Origin of the sequence: Lentimicrobium sp. L6, assembly GCF_013166655.1 — a bacterium.
Taxonomy (GTDB): Bacteria; Bacteroidota; Bacteroidia; order Bacteroidales; family UBA12170; genus UBA12170.
The window spans coordinates 64,161-83,304 of record NZ_JABKCA010000002.1; the positions used below are offsets into that span (position 1 = coordinate 64,161).

Here is a 19,144-nt window from a genome sequence, read left to right on the forward strand (position 1 = left end):
ATTTATAAAGCAACGCTGTAGCTTGCATTTATATAAGCTTAAATATAGAGAATTTATGGCAAAGATATTAGTAATAGACGACGAGAGAAGCATCAGAAACACCATCAAGGAAATTCTAGAGTATGAAAAGCACCAAGTGCTTTTGGCTGTAGATGGGAGCGAAGGTTTGAGTTTGATGGAACAGACCGCTTTCGATGTGGTACTCTGCGATATTAAAATGCCCGAAATGGATGGCATGGAAGTATTGGAAAAAGCCATGAAGATTACTGATAGTCCAATTATTATGATTTCTGGTCATGGAAATATCGATATTGCGGTGGAGGCTATTAAAATGGGAGCATTCGATTATATTGCTAAGCCTTTGGATTTAAACCGCCTTTTGGTGACCATTAGAAATGCCATGGACAAGAAAACCTTAGTCGCTGAAACCAAAACGCTAAGAAGAAAAGTAGCTAAAAAATATACCATGATTGGGGAGTCTAAACCCATGCTGCATTTAAAAGAAATGATAGATAAAGTGGCACCAACCAATGCTCGTGTTCTAATTACCGGAGAAAATGGAACGGGAAAAGAATTGGTAGCACGAGCCTTATTTGAAGGTAGTGATAGAACCAAAAAGCCATTTATTGAAGTCAATTGTGCAGCCATACCATCTGAGTTGATCGAGAGTCAGTTATTTGGACACGAAAAAGGGAGTTTTACGTCTGCAATTAAGCAGCGTAAAGGTGATTTTGAATTGGCCCATGGCGGAACATTATTCCTCGATGAGATTGGTGATATGAGTTTGTCAGCACAAGCTAAAGTTTTGCGGGCACTGCAAGAAAATAAGATTACTAGAGTAGGAGGGGAGAAAGAGATTTCTGTGGATGTTAGAATTATTGCGGCCACCAATAAAAACCTGAAAGAGGAAATAGCAAAAGGAAATTTCCGTGAGGATTTATACCATAGATTGAGTGTAATCTTATTAGAAGTTGCTTCTTTAAAAGATAGGAAAGAAGATATTCCTCATCTGGTAGCGCACTTTTTACAGCAGAGTAGTGAGTCCCAAGGAAAGAAAGCTCCAGAAATTTCTGAGGAGGCTATTAAGGCGCTCAAAGAGCTCGATTGGTCTGGTAATATCAGAGAGTTGCGTAATGTGGTAGAAAGGCTCGTGATATTGTCTGACGAGAAGATTGAGGCTGCTGATGTGAAGCAGTATGTTTTTTAAGACTAATATACTTCTTATTAAACTTCTTAAACTGGTTTTCTCAAATATACTTAGACAAAAGTGTATTGGTACGAACTAGTTTTTTTATGTTAGATAGGTTCTCTAAAATACCCTCCTCAAAAAAGCTGAGACAAAAAAAATCCCCACCAAAATTGGTAGGGATTTGTAATCTATAATCAGTTTAACAACTAAATAACCTGAATTATACAACTCCTTGAGCTAACATAGCATCGGCAACTTTAACGAAACCAGCAATGTTTGCACCATTTACATAATTGATGAATTCACCTTCAGTTCCCCACTTAACGCAGTTCTCGTGAATGTCAATCATAATAGAGTCTAATTTTGCATCAACTTCTTCTCTTGTCCAAGCTAAACGCTGAGAGTTTTGTGTCATTTCTAAACCAGAAACAGCAACACCACCTGCATTAGCAGCTTTACCAGGACCGTAAAGAATCTTAGAGTCAATATAAACGGTGATAGCATCTGGTGTAGAAGGCATATTTGCTCCTTCAGAGATACAGTAACAACCATTATCAACTAAAGTTTGAGCTTCTTCACCATTAATTTCATTTTGAGTAGCACAAGGAAGAGCTACATCACACTTGATAATCCAAGGACGTTGTCCTTCGTGATATTCACAACCGAATTTTTCAGCATACTCTTTGATACGGCCACGCTTCACATTCTTCAATTCCATAACGAAAGCTAATTTCTCAGCATCGATACCAGCTGGATCATAAATGAAACCTGCAGAATCAGAAAGTGTAACTACTTTTCCACCTAATTCAGTAACTTTTTCAGTAGCATATTGAGCAACGTTACCAGAACCAGAAATACAAACTACTTTACCAGTGAAAGTTTCTTTTCTTGTGGCGAGCATTTCTCTTGCAAAATAAACAGCACCGTAACCAGTAGCTTCAGGACGGATTAAAGAACCACCCCAACCTAGGCCTTTACCAGTTAAAACACCAGTAAATTCGTTACGAATTCTCTTATATTGGCCATACATATATCCAATCTCACGACCACCAACTCCGATATCACCAGCAGGTACATCAGTGTTAGGACCAATATGACGTTGTAATTCTGTCATGAAGCTTTGAGCGAAACGCATCACTTCATTATCAGATTTTCCTTTAGGATCAAAATCAGATCCACCTTTACCACCACCCATTGGAAGAGTAGTTAAACTATTTTTAAGTACTTGCTCAAAAGCTAAGAATTTTAAGATACCAAGATTTACAGTTGGATGGAAACGAAGACCACCTTTGTAAGGTCCGATAGCGGAATTCATCTCAATTCTATATCCTTTGTTGATTTCAACACCACCTTTGTCATTTAACCAAGGCACACGGAAAAGAATTACTCTTTCTGGCTCAACCATTCTTTCAAGAATCTTAGCATCTTTATACTGAGGATTCTCTTCTACGAAAGGAATTAAAGATTCTACTACTTCATGAACTGCCTGGTGGAATTCAACTTCACCTGGGTTAGAAGCAATAACTTTTGCCATAAAATCTTGAACTTTTTGTTCCATTACATTAGCCATATCAATTGTTTTTTATAAGGTTTTAATTTCAATTTCATGCCAAGTTTACGAAGAAAAAACCGTCCGAAACCCCTACCCAGAACTAATTTACGTACAATGCTTATCTTTTTCAGGGAAACCCTTATGGGAACTTACGAAAAGAGATTATTGAATAAACATGCAGATTTGAAGGCTATAGAATATGCCTTGTCCCGATGGAAAAAAAGCTGTATTGTAGAGTTGATGCTTGGTCTCTAATTTTTGACTTATGAAAATATCACAGTTCATTCCAAATAAAATAGGCTATAATTCAGTGCTTTTGATTGCTTATTTAGAATTAGCAGATAAGCACTATAATTGTTTAGATAATAACACCGAATTTCTTATTGATTTTTCACAAATATAAAGGCTCTCTTAGCTAGAATAGGTCTACATATATATTCCATATAAATTCATTTTTTTGTAACGAGAATTACGGATTCAAATTGTTCAATCACTGCTGGGGAATTATAATTTTGAAAGTTTAGAAATAAAACTAATGTTTAATGAAATTAGCATTATAATTTCAATATATAATCGGTATAATACTCCTCCTATGCTACTAAAACTAAAAAGGCAAAGCATTGTGCTGGGAAGGTGTGTTCCTTTTCCATATTGGAATCTTCAAGATAAATCCAGTATCATATACTATTTTATCCATTAGGCTAGCTTTTGATGAATGTATCACTTTCCCAAAAGCTAAATTCATTCCAATATGCTCAGTGAAGAAAAAATCGGCTCCAACAAGAAAGGAGGTAGCTGTTTGGTCTATTGGATTATCATGTCTGTTTTCTGAACTTCCATTATAAGATCTATTCACTACACCATAGCTCAAATCAAAGTATAGCCAGTTAAAACCAACCACTTTAATACCTACGTTATACCAAGGACCTAAATCTTGAAACATTGGATCTGGATATACTCCGATTCCAGCATGTGGTGCAATCCCGAACACACTACCCACTCTGTATTGAACCCTAAGGCCTAAATAACCGTAACTATTTCCAAATCCTCCTGCAATGCTCAAATAATGATAATCCCCATTGAAATATAACCTTTGTTGCATGGTTTGTCGAGATTTTGTGAATTTTATTGTTTTTACATTCTCACTTTCAAAACTCAATGTATCAATTACTACAAGGGGTTTTAGTTTGCTTATTGAATCAGGCCAAATTTCTAAAATATCTCCCGATAGCTTTTCATTATTTCCAAAGTATATGGTTGCTTTATATTTTTTAGGGTTTTGATTAATCTTTATAAAAGAAGTTTCTGAAAGAGAATAGGTTTCTCGGTATTTCCTATCCCTAAGTATTCGGGTATTATTGGGGTAGTTCAATTGAAAGACAATTCCACTAATGGTGTCTCCATTTTTTAAAATAAGGAAGTCATAACCCGTAGATTTAGAATAACCCTCATATATTGTCTCTTTCTTTTTGAATCTTTTAGATTTGATTCCCTTATTAGGAGAATACCTAATTCTTCTGATGTAATCATAAGGAATCCTTAAGTGATTAAAGCTATGATTCTTCAGTATTAGATAATCATGAGGATGGTCTTCAATGATTTCTCCCCTTAAGATATCAATATTCCTAAAATATATATAGTCTTGTTTTTTGAGCTTTTGTAGTTCTTCATGATTAACAATAGAGTCTTTTGACAAGTCTTTAGAAGTGATTTTAGAATCTTTAGTCTTAACTAAAGTCATTTTGTTATCAATATAATACTTTTCAATTTCATACCATTGAATGGTGGTAGTGATTTCATTTTCGCTTTTATAGCTTATCGAAGCTCCTGGTTTTTGGTCAGTTATCTTCGCTTTAATAATATTACCATTCTTTAAATATATAAGATCAGGATAGCTCTTTTGTGAGAACCCAGTGAGTGTGAGAATCATAAAGATGCTGAGAGCTAAAAGTTTTTTCATTTCTTTTTTGATTGATTTCTATGCTTTCTAATTGGGAATTTAATAATGGCTCCTGTATCAAAAATATATTTAGACGCTATTACTTGCTCTTTCGAAGGGATGACCAGACCAAAGCCCACATTTACTCCAAAATATTTATTGAAAAAGTAGTCTGTACCTAATTGTAGTGCATATCCTGTGGTATTAACCGCTACTTCATCACTATTTAAGTAAGGTGGCACTTTCTTGTAATAGGTACCTGTAACTCCATAACTTCCATCTATAAAGAAGTGATTTAGGAAAAAGAATTTTAGCCCCATATTATAAAAAGGGTCTGCACCAAAAAGGATGTTTGCTGTAATTCCTCCTCCTACATGAATTCCCACACCGAAATCTCCTCCAATCCTATATTGTAATCGAATACCAAGGCCACCATGAGTTAATCCTAAACCAGGGCTAATGCTAAAATAATGGCGGTCTCCCTTATATGAGGCGTTTAGTTTCCTTTCTATATTTTCTTTTTTGTGAAAAACACGTTTTACTTTTTCATGGGAAATATAAACCGTATCTCCTAAATGATCTGGTATAAAAGTGATGAAATCATTGGGTTTTATTTGAAGTATAACACCTATAGTACGTTCACCAGAAACCATATAAAGCACATCAAATGGATCGTCATACATTTGGTTTTGAATGATTTTATCTATGTCTTTAAATAAAAAAAGTTCAAGATATTGATCCTCTACCATTAGTCTAACATGACGAGGGTATGCGATTTCCACCAAAGTACCAGAAACAATCTCTCCACTATTCAAATAGACCAAATCTTTATTGTTATCTTGAGCGTAAATTGCAGTTGAAAATAGAATTCCAAACATTAAACAAATAGTATTTAAATCAATCTTCATTGTTAAATTTCTTTTGGAGTTTCAGATTTTTTCTTTGGAGATGATAGTTTAATTAAGAGGCCTAGATCTAGAGTAGCTCCTTGATATTTATTGTATTTAGAGGCTCCAACAGCAACGTTGAGCCCAATGTGTTCTGAAAAAATAAAATCTCCTCCAATTAATACGGAAGGACCAAGAACTGTGTGCCCCCAGTCAGAAAACCCAACTACCCCATAGGTAAGATCTATGAATAGATATTTGAAATAATAGAATTTCGCTCCAATATTCCATCCAAAGCTATTATTCCCTCCATTGATACCTGGGAGATAGCCTGCCCCAAAATGACCACCAAAGCCTAGTGTTTTTCCTCCTCTAATTTGAAGATGTGCCCCTAAGCCGCCATAGGCATTTCCTATTCCCAGGCCAAAAGCGGCATATTCATTATATCCTTTGTCCAAATAGGATTTCTTTTTAATGGTTTTAGGATCAGTGTCTTTAGTAATTGTCAATTTGTTATCTATATAATACTTCTGAATATCTTTCCAGCTGATAACTGTTATAGAGCCGTTTTCACTTTTATAGGTGATAGACTTCCCTAGTTTCTGCTTGAGGACTTTTGCATGGATAATGGTTCCGTCATTTAGAAAGATGGTGTCGGTATTGCTTTCTTGAGAATAGGAAGATATTGTTAATAGAAAAAAGAGAATGCTGATAAGGTGTCGCATGATTATATGTTTTGAGATTAGAATTTAATGATAAGGCCTATCCCGCTGTTGGTCATCCCCATATTCAGGCTGATGTCTTTTTGCTTGTGTTTTAGCATGGCATCTTCACTTTTTTTGGCTTTGATACTACCCGAAATCCAGAGAGGAGTGCCTAGATTAAAGAGGACGCCACCACCAATAAATAAAGCAGGAATGAAGTATCTGGTAGACTCATTGTTTTTATTGTTTCTATACATAACCCCATAAGTTATTGCACCAATAGCTCCCCCTAAAAGACTAAACTTTGCACCACCCTTTTTTTGTTTTAATGCTTTCTGATATTCAGCTTGAAAAAACGCTTCTCCTTTTATTCTCTCTTTTTCATTTGTGGAAGAAAATATAAGTGGGTAGGCATTGGCTTTTATCTCTTCACGAGTTCGGAAATCGATAAATCGACCATTTTTTATAGCAGCAATGGCTAGAACAGTATCTTGAAAGTCATCTTTTTCATAGATGATGGTATTCCAGTTTTTTATTTTGAGAATTTGACATTCAGTAATAGAATCTCCTCCTGATACAGGATAAATAATGTCTTTGTATTTATCTTGACTAAAGGAAAATAAACTGGATAGTAGAAAGATAATGATAAAATAGATAGACTTCATAATTGGCGTTTAGAATACAAATCAAAAATAGAAATAATTCTAAGCTTCTTATAAGGTTAATTGAATTTAGAAAGATTTTAGATAAGCCAAGATTTTGAGGAGGTCTTTGTAAATATATGCTGCTTAAAATCTTAAGCTGATGCCAATCCCATTTTTTGAGGAAGATAGTTGGAGGCTTATGGACTTTTCTTCCATTTTTTCAAGAACAGCTCTATTCTTTTTCATTTTTGAGGAGCCCGAAATCCATAAAGGGATTCCTATTCCTGTCATCACCGTTGCGGTAATAAAAATACCTGTTCCCACTCCACCTAAACTCTCTTTTTCCTTGTCGTTTTTATTCTCCATAGCTACTAAACTACCTGCAATAAATCCACTTAAACCAAATGCTGTTAAAAAGAGGCCTCCGTTTCTCCTTTTTTTTGCGCTGAAATATTCCTCTTCATAATATGAATAACTATCCTCAGCTTTTATGGAAGAATCATTTTTAGTGGGATTTGGTGAGAGCTTTGAATAGGAAAGTTGGCTGATTTGAAGTTGAGCAAGGGCTTTTTCTGGAGTATCTGATGCAAAAATTGATGTGCTCAGCATGGTGGAAATAAAAAGAATGTAAATTATAGGCTTCATGGGTATAGATTTGAGTTCAAAGATATCAAAATCTAATGACACAAAAAATGCCATTTCTATAACAAGAAACGGCATTTGTATTTATAAACAGGGAGTGTTAGTCTCCGAAAAGAACATAAGCTACACCCACCTTAAAACCAGCATAGGCATTGTGAGAAGCAGAATAAACACCATCGTTATTTGGTATTTGCCAATCTGCTGCATTAATGTCTTTAAGACCATAACCAAAGTTTAAAGTCGCATCAACATATAAATTCTCAATAATGACAATTCTAGCACCAAGCTCTAAGTTTAAAATGATGTCGTTTTTCTCATAACGATCGGTTACATCTTTGGCTGTAATTTCGAATTCATCCTCTTCATGGTATTGAGTATATGGACTTCCGTTTTTCGTCCAAGTTTGCTCTGCGTCTTTCATCATAGCAAATAAAATCCCAAACCCACCCATGAAATTAACTCTAGTTTCAGTACCAGTGAATTTTAACATGACTGGAATCACATTATACTTGAATAGTAGATTTCTTTCAAAAGATGATGAAGTAGTTTCTTCAAAGTCTTTATACTCATCGGTATAGTTCTGACCTAGATTCATCATCCAATATCCAGAATATATGCCAATGTTGTCATTGAAATTATATCCAAGGTCTAAACCAAAAGAGGTGTTTGAAGTTGCAGCAAAGTCATATTCGTGACCATTACCCCAAGTATTTTGATTCACCATGAAAGAAGAAAGGTACATAAAGTTACCACCTACATTAAGTCCTTTTTGTGCATAACTGGCAGGAATAACCAGTGCTAATAATAGCATGATTGTTAAAAAGCGTTTCATTTTGATTGTAATATTTGTTTTTAGTTTTTTCAAATTCAAATATAGAATAATACTTGATTTACCGAACATGAATTGTGAAAGTCTTTTGTTATGGAATACTTAAGCTTTCCATTTCTTAAGAACTGAAGAGCTTATATACTCACTTTTATATTTACTTTTAAGTTCTTCAAAGGTGATTTTGAAGTCACATCCAGTTTTCCAATTGCTGCATCCAAAGGCAGCTTTCCCTTTGAGGATCTTTCCAGAATTACATTTTGGACAAACTAGTTTGCTTATGTCTTCGGGCTTATTTATAGGTTTAGCCTTTTTAGTTTTAGGAGGAGGGTTGGCTTTTTTAGTCTTTTTAGTTTCCTCTTCCTCCTGATAAGTGATTTTCTTGGCGGATTCTTTTTTCACCTCATCTACTATTTGACTCACCATTTCTTTCATCTCACTCAAGAAGAGCTTTACATCATATTTCCCTCTTTCAATCTGGCTGAGCTTCAATTCCCATTGGCCAGTTAATTCAGCGGATTTAAGCAGTTCGTTTTGTATAGAGCCAATGAGCTCAATTCCTGTCTCGGTAGGGTGTAAGGCCTTTCGTTTTCGGGTCATGTATCGTCTGCGAAACAAGGTTTCTATGATGTTGGCTCGTGTAGAAGGACGACCAATTCCATTGGATTTCATGACCTCCCTGAGCTTCTCATCGTCTACTTGTTTACCTGCGGTTTCCATGGCTCTTAACAAGGTGGCCTCTGTAAAATATTTGGGTGGTTGCGTTTGCTTTTTTTCCATGGCTGGTTCATGAGGACCTTGCTCTCCTTTTTCAAAAGTTGGCATTAGCTGTCCTTTGTCATCCTCATTTTCTTCTTTACCAAAAACGATTCTCCATCCAGGAGTGAGTATTTCTTTTCCTGTAGCTTTAAAAGGATAGCCAGCAGTTTCTCCAACAACTTTGGTATTTGAAATAATACAATCAGGATAGAAATTGGCGATAAATCGGCGGGTAATGGCATCGTATACATCACGCTCCACTCCAGTCATATTATTAGCTCTTATTCCTGTTGGAATAATAGCATGGTGATCGGTAACTTTTGAATTGTCAAATACTCTTTTGGTCTTTGGTATCTTTTTCTCTAAAACACTTTGTGTTAAAGAAGAATAATCGTTGAGTCCTTTCAGAATACCAGCAATTTTAGGATACTGATCATCTGGAAGATAGGTGGTGTCCACACGAGGATAACTCACCAATTTTTTCTCATATAATTGCTGCACTGTTTTTAGTGTTTCGTCCGCAGTGAGGTTAAATCTCTTATTTCCTTCTACCTGTAAGCTAGTTAAATCAAAAAGTCTGGGAGCAAATTCTTTGCCTTTCTTTTTTTCGAAACTGACAATGGTGAATAAATCCTCTTTGATTTTTTCCATCATCTCCTCGGCTTTTTCTGGAGCAAAAAACCTTCCCTTTTCATAAGAGAACATGACCTCACGGTATTTTGTTTTTACTTCCCAGAAATCTTTGGGAATGAAATTGACAATTTCGAGATGACGCTGAACGATCATCGCGAGGGTAGGTGTTTGAACTCTTCCAATACTCAATACATTTTTGCCAGTACCATACTTTAAGGTATAAAGCCTACTGGCATTGATGCCTAGTAACCAATCTCCAATAGCTCGTGCGCTCCCAGCTTCGTATAAATGTTGATACTTGTCTTCTTCTTGTAGATGTTGAAATCCTTCTCTAATGGCCTCCTCCGTTAATGAAGAAATCCATAATCGCTTCACAGGATTTTTATTTCCAGCTTTATGATATACCCAGCGTTGGATCAATTCTCCTTCTTGGGCGGCATCACCACAGTTAATGATTTCAGTGCATTTCTCGTTTTGAATAAGAGATTCTAAAATATGAAATTGCTTCTGACTTCCAGGATTATCAATGAGTTTAATGCTGAACTTTTGAGGAATGATAGGTAAATTATGAAGCTTCCACCATTTTAGCCGTGGGTCGTAGTCATCGGGAGTTTTTAAGGTGCATAAATGCCCAAAAGTCCAACTTACCCAATAACCATTACCTTCAAAATATCCATCGTGGCGGGTTTTAGCACCCACTATTTTGGCTATTTCTTTGGCCACACTCGGTTTTTCGGCTACACAAAGTTTCATTCGCAAATTTTGGGTCAAAGTTATTCAATAATTCAAATGTTTTGTCTTGGAGTTTTAAACAAATGACTTGTATTTTTCTTTTAAGCTGAAAATCAAAGCTCAAGAAATATGTTTTTTCATGCCTTTTTTTCACAAAATAAATCGCAATGGAGCTTGTGTTTTCTGAGTGTATGATTGTCGGGAGACAATGGATAATTTTCCTATTTTTGGCATTCAAGATATAGCTGTACTCATGAGCAATAAATTAAATCGTTTTGTTTTTTTTCTTCAAGCATTGTTTGGGATATGTATCTTGATTGAGAGAAGGATATGCTTCTCTATGTTCAAGCATAAGTATTTTTCGCTTTTTGCATTGGAGTTTGGTTTTGTAGTAGTTTCTTCAAAGAGTAGGACTTATGTTTAAAGAAATCAAGCAATCGGAATTCGCCAAGCAAGTAGCAACGCTATTAACAGGAAGCCTATTGGCACAAGTGCTGCCTTTTATTGCTGAATATTTCATCACTCGATTATATACAGCAGCGGAGCTCGGTATTATTACTTTATTTACTTCGGTGGCGGTTATGTTTTCGATTATAGCAACTGGTAGATATGAGTTTGCAATAATGCTTCCTAAGGAAAAGGAGAAAAGTATAAATGTTCTATTTTTAGCTCTCTTCATTACAGTAATTATTGCTATTGTTTCTTTTTTTGTCACTTGGTTGCTCAATGATTGGGTTTGTAAAGTTCAAAAGAGTGATGAGTTAGGTCGCTTCCTTTGGTATGTTCCTATATCAGTATTGGCTGTGGGGGTTTTTAATAGCTTCAATCAGTGGGCCAATAGGAATGCTTATCATAATTATATGGCAGCTTCAAAGGTTTCGGAGAGTGGGACTACATCAGGTTTGAATGTATTATTCGGTTATATGAAGTTAGGGAATGCTGGGTTAATTATTGCATATTTGAGTGGGCAATTGATTTCCACAATAGCAGTGCTCATCCCTTTTTTTAAAAAGGATAAAGCTTTAGTAAAAGAAGTGAAGAAGTCGGAAATGAAATCTTTGGCTAAAAAATATAAGAAGTTTCCTACTACCAATTCGCTTCATGCTTTTATGGATATGTTTTTTCTAAGTGTTTTGGTATTCTTAATTAGCCACTATTTTGGTGATGATATAACGGGATATTATGGTAGAACTTATAAAATATTATTGGCCCCGTCTATACTCATTGGAGGAGTAGTTGGTCAGATTTTCTTCAGGAAAATATCTATTATGAAATCAAATGATGAAAGCATGATGGTTTTCTTTCAAAAAATAATTCTGCTATTATTTTTAATTGGATTACCTATTTTTGTAATTATTATGCTTTTTGGACCTGAGATATTTGAATTATATCTGGGTAAGAATTTTATTACCGCAGGAACTTATGCCGCCATATTAGCTCCTTGGATTTGGATGAAGTTTATCACTGGTCCATTAGCTATGGTTCCAGTGGTTTTTGATAAGTTAAATGCTTCTTTCCTTTTTGGAAGTTTATCCAATTTGTTATTAGTATGTGCTATTGTTATTGGGGGAAGCTACGATTGGAGTGTTACTGGAACCTTCAAGCTATTAACGGTATTACAAATAATTGTTTTGAGCTTTTTTATTCTTTGGGTTTATTCATTGATTAAGAAATGTGACACAAAACTAGATAATATATAGCCATGAGAAATGTTTTTAGTGCTATTAAGAGAGTTTATCTGCGTTTTTTTGCTTCGCAGGCTCGGCCTATTATGGTGTATTATAAGCGTAATTTCCAAAAGGAAAAAAAGGAAAATATAAGAATTAGCAGTTCTACCTTTTTAGATTATAAAGAGAGGCTGAAGATTGATAAGGAGGTATTTATTGGTCATTTTAATTTTGTAGAAGCCAGTAATGGAATTGAAATTGAAGAAGGTGTTCAAATTACGAATTATTGTAGTATAACGACTCATTCTTCCCATAATTCTATTAGACTCTATGGAGAAAAATATAAAGATTTTGCAAATTTGGTGGGCTATATAAAGGGTAGTGTGTTTATTGGAAAATATACTTTTGTTGGACCACATTCTGTGATTATGCCAAAAACAAGGATTGGAAAAGGAAGCTTGGTGAGCGCATATAGTTATGTGCAAGGAGAGTTTCCAGACTTTTCAATAATAGCTGGAAATCCAGCTACCGTGATTGGGAGTACCAAAAAAATGGATCAAAGAATACTGGAGCAGCACGCCGAACTGAAACCTTTTTATGAAGCTTGGGCAAATGATTAATCAAATGGGAAAACAGCAAAGATATCTTCTTTTTGGAGATGGTAATAGTCCTCATACATTGAAATGGGTTAAAGAACTCATTTTGCATTATGATGTTTTTGTGGTGTCTTCTTCTCAGGTTTCTGAGTCTTTGAAGAAAGTTATACCTGCGGAAAAAAGAGAAGCTCTTGGGGTTGAAGTGCAAGCAGAAGGAAATACACTTGGTTATTTTAAAAAGATATTCAAATTAAATAGTATTATAAAGAGAATTCAACCTGAAATAGTAAATGCCCATTATATCAGTAGTCATGGTTTTTTAATTGCCTTGGTAAAGCAGTTTGGCTATTCAAAGTTTAAATTTGTAGCATCAGCCTGGGGAACCGATGTTTTAGTTTTTCCTTTTCGGAATAAGGTGTTTTTTAGGATAATGAAGTTTGTGCTTTCTAAAGCAGATTATATAACTTCGGATTCTAATCATATGAGTAAGGTGATTCAGCAGATTAAAAATAAACCTGTAATTACCTTTACATTTGGTTTGGACGAGATGCCAGATTTCAATGAATATGAAAAGGAAGCCAGTCTGTATTTTTCAAATAGAGCGCTTTCCGAGAACTATAATATTGGAGAAGTGATTCGAGCTTTTCAATCCATTGCAGAGGAGGATTTGGAAGCGAGGTTGGTAGTATCTAATGAAGGAGTTGATAAGGAAAATTTAGTATGGCAGGTTGTAGAACTGGGTTTGACGGAGCGAGTTGAATTTGTAGGGTTTTTAAGTGCGGAAGAGCAAGCGAAGGTTTATTCTAAAAGTAGTTTTTATTTCTCTTTGCCCTCATCCGATTCCACTAGTGTGAGTTTGTTAGAGGCTTTAGCTTATGGTTGTATTCCTATTTTGTCTGATATTCCTGCCAATAGGGAATGGGTGAAGAATGCGGAAAATGGGATTTTAATAGAAAAAGATATTGATTTAAAGCTGATTAATAAATTGCGTAATAATAGGATGTCTATTATCAGGTTTAATAGAAAGCAAATTGAAGAAAGAGGAATCTTTCCTAAGTTAATGAACGATTTTGTGGAAATCATAAAATAGAAACATGATAAAAAAAATAAGTCTCATTATTTCTTTAAAATCTTCTTTGGAAGAATCACACGATTTTATCCAATATTTAATGGATTTGGAGAGACCAACAATAGAGGAGGAGCTCCTATTATTCTTTCCTTCTGGAAGCAATGATAAATCAGAGATTGTTTCCAAGTTGAAAAACAGGTTTCAGGCAATAAAAGAGCTAAAGAGTTTGGAGAATAAGATTGTTTCTGATTATAATCAAGCTATAAAAGAATCCTCAGGGGATTTAATTTTTATACTAGAAGAGCAAGCTCTCTATCCAGCAAAATATTTAGTTGATATGTTAACTTACACTGATGAATTAGCTGCTGATAAATTGGGTGGGGTTCTCGTTCCTAAGGCAACAAATACCAATTTGATATCGGAATCGATTGCCGCTTCATTAATGAGTTTTTTTGTGGTTGGAAATACGCAGTATCGTTTAATTGCTGAAAAAAACAGAGAATATTCTGCCTTGCCTACAGGTGTTTATAGAAAATCTGTTTTTGATAATTGGGGTTTATTTGATGAGAAACTTCAAAACCTAGCTGAAGATGAGTTAAATGGGAGAATAGCAGCAAAAGGTGCGAAGATGTATTTGATTCCTTCATTAGAAATAGAATATAATTGTCCTACTACTTTGACTCAGATTATTCATTTCTTTCAAAATCAAGCTTATTTTAAGCCTTATGTGAATGCAAAGCTTGGCGTTTCCGCAAGTCTTAGACAGCTTTCTCCATCCATTGGATTGTTATTCTTTTTAATTACAGGAACAGCTTCTTCTATCAACCCATTGATGCTTTTATTATTCCTATTTGCTGGAATGGTATATCTATTTGCTGATATTTGGGAGTCTTTTGGAATTGGTATTGCTAAAGATAAAGCACGATTGACTACCGTTTTAATCTTCCTATTTCCTATAATCCATATAAGCTATGGCTTGGGGTTTTTAAAAGCATGGATTGATATTAATATTTTGAAAAGGACTTTGAAATAACAAATGAATTAATGAAAGATTTACAAAGAATAACTATTTATAAAAACCTCATCATCTTCTTGATATTAGGTTTCTTATTACTTAGTATCTCTCCTTTTTGGCACCTATTGCCATCAGTGGCTATTCTTAGCTTTCTTACCATTTTGTCCTATAATGGTGCTAAGCAAAGTTTGGTGAATTTGAATAAGAATAAATGGCATGTTTTGTTGTTTAGCTCCTTGTTTTTTAGTTATCTGCTGGGGATGGCTTATACCACAAATAAAAATGACGGTTGGCTCGATGTAATGTTGAAATCTTCATTTTTGCTTTTCCCTTTGACCTATGGAATATTTCCAAACGATTTATTTAAAGGAAAAGACCTTCGAAAGATTCTAAATTCCTATGTTTTTATCTTGTTTGGTAGTACACTATTTTGTTTTGTAAATGCAATATTAAGCTACCAAAGTCATTCTGATCCCAGTGTGTTTTATTATACCAAATTCGTGTTTTTTCAGCATCCTTCTTATTATGGTTTATATGTTAATATGGGGGTTCTAATCATACTAAATCAATGGATTAGAGATAAAGACTCCATGGGGCAGAAGAGTAGAATATTGCAATTGGCTTTGCTTCCTTGGTTTCTTATTATTTTGTTTCTCGTTCAATCGAAAGCTGCTATTTTAACAGCTGGGTTTTTAGCAATATTAGCGGTGTTTGATGTTGTGGTATTTCGGAAGAACATTAAAAAAGGCATAAGTATATTTCTCAGTTTTGTCCTCATATATTTAGTAGCTATTGTTATTATCCCTAAAAGCTCTGATCGTTTTGATTCTGCTACTCAAACTATAGAACAAAGGGGGGAGGTTGATAATACCAAAGAATCAACTGCTGCTAGATTAAGCCTATGGAAAATAGCCTTTAAAACAATCATAAAACAACCCTTATTAGGTGTTGGAACGGGAGATGTAGAAACAGTATATAATGAGGAATTAAAGAAAGAGGGTTTTCTGAAAGATGGTGAAATGACTTATAATTCGCATTCTCAGTATTTGCAAACAGCTATTGCTCTTGGCATTTTTGGTTTGTTGGTATTGCTAGCCAATGTTATATTCCCTTTTGTAATAGGGTTTAAGGAACGGAATCTTCTTTATATGGGTTTAGCTGTAACCGTGGCATTCAATATTTTGGTAGAGAGTATGTTGGAGCGACAAGCTGGGGTAATGTTTTTTACTTTCTTTAATAGTTTTATTTTCTTTGTTCTCATGAGAACAAAAGAAAGGTAAGCAATTATTCAGAAATAATATCTATAAACTTCTTTGCGAGGAAACGATAATCGTGATGCTGTTCTGCAAAGCGTCTACCATTCTTTCCCAATTTTAATAAGTCTGTTTCTGGGAGCTGAATAAGATGGGCTACTGCCTTCACTATAGCAGCTGAATCTTCTGGTTGAATACTAATGCCACATTGGGCATCTTCAACCATATTGTTACCAGCGTCAATAGACTGAATTACAGGTTTGGCAGCCATCATATAATCAATCATCTTATTAGGACTAATTCCAAAACGGAATAAGGGTTGATATTTTAACCCGATAAATAAGAAATCGAATAATGATAATAGCTCTGGAATCTCATTCTTAGTGACGCTGTCAAGAATGAAGCAATTTGAAAGATTTTCTTTTTCAATTCTGCGCTCTAAAACTTCTTTCTCAGGCCCTTTTCCTACAATAACAACAGCTACAGAAGAGTCTATTTTATGGCAAGCATCTAACAAAGTATCCAAAGCATTTGCTAAACCCAAAGTTCCGGTGTAAGCCAGTATTTTGGAAAATTTTGTTTTAATTTCGGTAATACTCTTTCGGGTTTTAGGATTTAACTTCTGTCTCTTATTCCAGTTTTCAACTGAAAAACCATTGGGAACGTAATGCCATTTCTTTAAATCCAATCCTCTCGATTTCATATAATCTTGAGTTTTGGGAAGCATGGAGATGATGATGTCGGAATGTCTATATGCAAAGTCTTCAGCATGTTGCATGGCCATAATGAAAGGATGTTTTCTTGACATTCCTCCTAGTTCTATGGGGGATAAAGGCCATAAGTCGTGAACCTCATAAGCATATTTGGCTTTGGCTAATTTGGCTATTCTTCTGGCGGCATAATTATCAGAAGTGTAAGTGGAGCTGGCAATTACTATATCGGGTTGATATTGTTTTGAAATTTGTTTAGAGCGAGAGTATATTTTTCTTACAAAATCAAAAATATTTAAAACACGTTTAACTCCATTTCCTTCATAAGGTCTTGTCTTTACCCAAACATACCTTATCCCATCTAAAATAACTTCCTCAAAATCTTTTTTTACTTCTGGTTGATGTGCTCTAATATGAGATTGGTTAGATGCTAGAATAGTTACGTCATGCCCCATAGCAATCCATTCTTTAGCCATGAAATATGGTCTAAATTCCATTCCTAAATCTGGAGATCCAGCATAATGATTGATCACAAGAATATTCATTAAATATGATTTTGCGGCAAATATCGGATATTATTTGCTTTGCACCATGATTTAGGAATTTGGAATCTATTTTATAGTGATTCTCTATTTTAAAAACTTTATAGTTAGTGGATATTTATATGGATCCCCATTCATCACTTTTATAGTATTAAGTATGATAATTGCAGTACTAAACAAGCCTATGAGTGGTAATAAAACTACTCCAATCACAGCCATGACTAGAACCAAAGAACCTAATAAATATATGAGCAAACTCAATTGAAAATTCATGACATCTCTAAAGTGACTCTGCATTTCTGGAATTTCAGGTTTTTTCCAGATAAATAGAATAAGAGGAGGGAAAATCATAACAAACAGACCGCTCAAATGTAGAAGTGCCAACCACTGAGTATGGTCTACAGGTGAAGCATTCTGCTTTTCTTTTTCTACGATTTCACTCGTGAACTCTTCCAAAGCTACATCTAATGCTTCTGCCAATAGATTTAATGTATAAGTCCTAGGATCTACTTCACCATTTTCAATCCTCTGAATGGTACGAACACTCAATTTCGTTTTCTCAGCTAAATCTTCTTGAGTATAGCCTTTTAATAATCTTAATTCTTTGATTTTTTGTCCTATCATTTCCATATCGTTTTTTGAGGACAAATGTATCCCCAAATCACCCGACCAAGTTAGCTATTTCACCCGACATTCACCCGACATTTGTAATTATTTCTTTATTTGATAAGGATTGTAGACAAATTTGTCTAGCGGAGTTTGAAATTGAAAAGGATTGCTGTTAATTGGTCTCTGGATGAAAAATTTATGTTGTTGTACTTAGTCAGAAAAATAAAGGTTGAGTCTGTCGTGTGACAAAAGGCTTGCGAACTATTTTAAATCTGAAGCTCCGGTTGATATCATTAAGATGACTGGTTCAAAATGGAAGTATACCGATTTATAGGTTTCTTATTAGTTCAGAATCAATACTGTCCAAAAGAAGTTCTGTATTAAAAAAGATTCTTCACTTCATTTCATTACGCTCAGATGACAGGGTGTTAGAATTTGACAGGAAGGAAGAAGGGCTTTGCTTTTGGCATTGAAAAATGCAAAGCCCTTCTTCCTTATGAGTTGCCAAAACACCTGTCATTCCGATGCGTAGCGAGGAATCTTTAATAATAATTAGGACGCTAATGGTTCAGAATCTATATTGTGCTTGCAAGAAAACTACAATTATACGATGGCTTGGATAAGAAATCTTCGAGAACAAGGCTTGTGAGTCTTAGTTGTCAAGTGTTTACTTTCGTAAATGATTGGCAAATAAGATGAGCATAACGAAGTTATCGGAGATTTCTTGAAAAGACTATACGATTTCTTTTCCAAATGGCGTTAGGGCCAAACCAGCCATCTTAAAATGCTGACGAGCAAATGGAATTCCAATGATAGTAATGGCCAATAATATTCCGAAACATAAATGAGTGAGAGCAATCCAAATACCTCCAATAAAAATCCAAATAATATTAAAAAGAGTATATAAACAGCCTCCAGATGAAGGAGTACTTCTAACCTCGCTTCCAAAAGGCCAAAGTGCCAATATTCCAAGTTTCATGGTTTGTATGCCAAATGGAATGCCAATAATAGTAATCATCATTAATAAAGATGAAACAAAATATTGAATGGCAACAAGCAATCCACCAAAAATTAGCCAAATAAGGTTTCCAAGAAAGTTCATATTTATTGTTTTATCCTTTAGAGTTAAAATATTCAAATTGGTTACAAAGTACCGGAATTTTGAATTCCTGGGCA

Annotated in this window: 17 protein-coding genes; 6 read left to right on the forward strand and 11 right to left on the reverse strand. The window is 34.8% G+C overall.

The window, feature by feature from the left end; all coding sequences use genetic code 11:
- Positions 1-55 precede the first annotated feature (55 nt).
- Positions 56-1,207 (forward strand): sigma-54 dependent transcriptional regulator, encoded by a 1,152-nt coding sequence (locus tag HNS38_RS00910; protein WP_172277633.1) that lies wholly within the window; start codon positions 56-58, stop codon positions 1,205-1,207.
- 202 nt (positions 1,208-1,409) lie between these two features.
- Here HNS38_RS00910 and gdhA read toward each other — a convergent pair whose 3' ends face one another.
- The 8 genes from gdhA to HNS38_RS00950 form a co-directional block, all read right to left on the reverse strand.
- Entirely contained in the window at positions 1,410-2,765 is a 1,356-nt protein-coding gene (gene gdhA, locus HNS38_RS00915; RefSeq protein ID WP_371823809.1) for an NADP-specific glutamate dehydrogenase, read from the reverse strand.
- A gap of 580 nt (positions 2,766-3,345) precedes the next feature.
- The gene (locus HNS38_RS00920; protein WP_172277637.1) at positions 3,346-4,701 is read right to left on the reverse strand and encodes a hypothetical protein; all 1,356 of its coding nucleotides are present in this window, start codon (positions 4,699-4,701) and stop codon (positions 3,346-3,348) included.
- Positions 4,698-5,588: a hypothetical protein gene (locus HNS38_RS00925; RefSeq protein WP_172345839.1), complete on the reverse strand. Its 891-nt coding sequence runs from the start codon at positions 5,586-5,588 to the stop codon at positions 4,698-4,700. The genes HNS38_RS00920 and HNS38_RS00925 overlap by 4 nt, the downstream gene beginning before the upstream one ends.
- Before the next feature lie 2 nt (positions 5,589-5,590).
- Positions 5,591-6,292, reverse strand: coding sequence for a hypothetical protein (locus HNS38_RS00930; protein ID WP_172277641.1), 702 nt, complete (start codon positions 6,290-6,292; stop codon positions 5,591-5,593).
- 17 nt (positions 6,293-6,309) lie between these two features.
- Positions 6,310-6,936, reverse strand: coding sequence for a hypothetical protein (locus tag HNS38_RS00935; RefSeq protein ID WP_172277643.1), 627 nt, complete (start codon positions 6,934-6,936; stop codon positions 6,310-6,312).
- 123 nt (positions 6,937-7,059) lie between these two features.
- A complete protein-coding gene (locus HNS38_RS00940; protein ID WP_172277645.1) occupies positions 7,060-7,560 on the reverse strand; it encodes a hypothetical protein in 501 nt (166 codons plus the stop codon).
- A 97-nt stretch (positions 7,561-7,657) separates the two neighbouring features.
- The gene (locus tag HNS38_RS00945) at positions 7,658-8,389 is read right to left on the reverse strand and encodes an outer membrane beta-barrel protein (protein WP_172277647.1); all 732 of its coding nucleotides are present in this window, start codon (positions 8,387-8,389) and stop codon (positions 7,658-7,660) included.
- Positions 8,390-8,488: 99 nt separating this feature from the next.
- Positions 8,489-10,528 carry a DNA topoisomerase 3 gene (locus HNS38_RS00950; RefSeq protein WP_172277649.1) on the reverse strand — a complete coding sequence of 680 codons (2,040 nt, stop codon included), beginning with the start codon at positions 10,526-10,528 and terminating at the stop codon, positions 8,489-8,491.
- Positions 10,529-10,923: 395 nt separating this feature from the next.
- Between HNS38_RS00950 and HNS38_RS00955 the strand changes: the two genes are divergently transcribed.
- The 5 genes from HNS38_RS00955 to HNS38_RS00975 are packed head-to-tail and all read left to right on the forward strand — an operon-like array spanning position 10,924 to position 16,134.
- Positions 10,924-12,207, forward strand: coding sequence for a lipopolysaccharide biosynthesis protein (locus tag HNS38_RS00955; RefSeq protein ID WP_172345840.1), 1,284 nt, complete (start codon positions 10,924-10,926; stop codon positions 12,205-12,207).
- A gap of 2 nt (positions 12,208-12,209) precedes the next feature.
- On the forward strand, positions 12,210-12,794 hold the full coding sequence (locus HNS38_RS00960) for an acyltransferase (protein ID WP_172345841.1): 585 nt from the start codon (positions 12,210-12,212) through the stop codon (positions 12,792-12,794).
- Positions 12,787-13,860, forward strand: a complete 1,074-nt coding sequence (locus HNS38_RS00965) for a glycosyltransferase (RefSeq protein ID WP_216663607.1) — start codon at positions 12,787-12,789, stop codon at positions 13,858-13,860. Before HNS38_RS00960 ends, HNS38_RS00965 begins: the two co-directional genes overlap by 8 nt.
- A 4-nt stretch (positions 13,861-13,864) precedes the next feature.
- The gene (locus HNS38_RS00970; RefSeq protein ID WP_172277657.1) at positions 13,865-14,872 is read left to right on the forward strand and encodes a glycosyltransferase; all 1,008 of its coding nucleotides are present in this window, start codon (positions 13,865-13,867) and stop codon (positions 14,870-14,872) included.
- Positions 14,873-14,883: 11 nt separating this feature from the next.
- Positions 14,884-16,134 carry an O-antigen ligase gene (locus HNS38_RS00975; protein ID WP_172277659.1) on the forward strand — a complete coding sequence of 417 codons (1,251 nt, stop codon included), beginning with the start codon at positions 14,884-14,886 and terminating at the stop codon, positions 16,132-16,134.
- Between the two features lie 4 nt (positions 16,135-16,138).
- On the opposite strand, the gene HNS38_RS00980 is transcribed toward HNS38_RS00975, so the two are convergent.
- The 3 genes from HNS38_RS00980 to HNS38_RS00990 all read right to left on the reverse strand — a co-directional run bounded on the left by HNS38_RS00980 (position 16,139) and on the right by HNS38_RS00990 (position 19,070).
- Complete coding sequence (locus tag HNS38_RS00980; protein ID WP_172345843.1) at positions 16,139-17,362, reverse strand: glycosyltransferase family 4 protein; 1,224 nt, start codon at positions 17,360-17,362, stop codon at positions 16,139-16,141.
- Positions 17,363-17,446: 84 nt separating this feature from the next.
- On the reverse strand, positions 17,447-17,983 hold the full coding sequence (locus HNS38_RS00985; protein ID WP_172277663.1) for a helix-turn-helix domain-containing protein: 537 nt from the start codon (positions 17,981-17,983) through the stop codon (positions 17,447-17,449).
- Positions 17,984-18,701: 718 nt separating this feature from the next.
- Positions 18,702-19,070: a YccF domain-containing protein gene (locus tag HNS38_RS00990; protein ID WP_172277665.1), complete on the reverse strand. Its 369-nt coding sequence runs from the start codon at positions 19,068-19,070 to the stop codon at positions 18,702-18,704.
- Positions 19,071-19,144: the final 74 nt, after the last annotated feature.